This is a genomic window from Paraburkholderia sp. UCT31, from assembly GCF_014397655.1.
Classification (GTDB): domain Bacteria; phylum Pseudomonadota; class Gammaproteobacteria; order Burkholderiales; family Burkholderiaceae; genus Paraburkholderia; species Paraburkholderia tuberum.
This window is the reverse complement of record NZ_VZQP01000190.1, coordinates 1-898: the sequence shown is the minus strand read 5'-3', so window position 1 is coordinate 898 and position 898 is coordinate 1. Positions and strand designations below refer to the sequence as shown.

Sequence of the window (898 nt, the reverse complement as noted above, 5' to 3'; positions counted from 1 at the left end):
GCCGGTTCGTTTCCCTGCTGCATCCAAGGAGGAAACGATCATGAGTGATCTCTACTTCGGGACCGACCTTTTCAGCGAGTTCGACCGTCTGCAACGGCAGATGGCGAGTCTCTTCGGCGGTTTCCCGTCCAGCATCCGCTCGGGGCGCCTGGGCGCCTTCCCGCAGGTCAACATCGGTTCGACCGACGACTCTATCGAGATCGTCGCGTTCGCGCCCGGTATCGATCCGGCGCATCTCGACGTATCCATCGACAAAGGGCTGCTGACCATCAGCGGCGAGCGCCAGACGGGACAGCCGGAAGCGGCCGGCGACGACGTGCGTACTTATGCGCAGGAGCGGTTCGTCGGCACCTTCCGGCGCGTCATTGAACTGCCGCAGCATGCGGACCCCGGCAAGGTCACGGCGCAGTACACCAATGGTTGCCTGACCGTGAGCATCGGCAAGCGGGAGACGTCGAAGCCGCGGGCCATCACTGTTCAATGAAACCGGTCGCAGAACTGAGGAGGACATCATGAACGACACGACAGAACTTGCCAGGAAAGACGAAACGGCGGTGGCCCGTCGCGAAGACGAGCAGTCGCAACGCCCGATCACGCTAACGCCGCCCGTAGACATCTTCGAGGACAGCCAGGGCATCACCCTGTGGGCCGATCTGCCCGGCGTTACAAAGGACCGCCTTGATGTGAAGGTACACGATGGCAACCTGTACATCGAGGCCGAGGCGGTGGTGCCCACGCCGGCGGGGCTGCGCCTGCAACATGCGGAGATCCGCCAGCCGCATTTCGCGCGGGCGTTCGCTCTCGGGGCTGACTTCGACGCAACGAAAATCGATGCGAACCTGAAGGACGGCGTGCTGAAACTGACGATACCGCGCCGCGACGAAGCCCGGCCGCGCCG

2 protein-coding genes are annotated in these 898 nt (G+C 63.6%); both read left to right on the top strand.

All coding sequences use genetic code 11. The annotated features are described in order from the left end of the window. The first annotated feature begins 40 nt into the window (after nucleotides 1-40). Nucleotides 41-484 carry an Hsp20/alpha crystallin family protein gene (locus F6X40_RS41565; RefSeq protein WP_184063351.1) on the top strand — a complete coding sequence of 148 codons (444 nt, stop codon included), beginning with the start codon at nucleotides 41-43 and terminating at the stop codon, nucleotides 482-484. Nucleotides 485-512: 28 nt separating this feature from the next. Then, nucleotides 513-898 (top strand): Hsp20/alpha crystallin family protein (locus F6X40_RS41560; protein WP_187631901.1); only part of this gene is annotated, 386 nt, incomplete at its 3' end.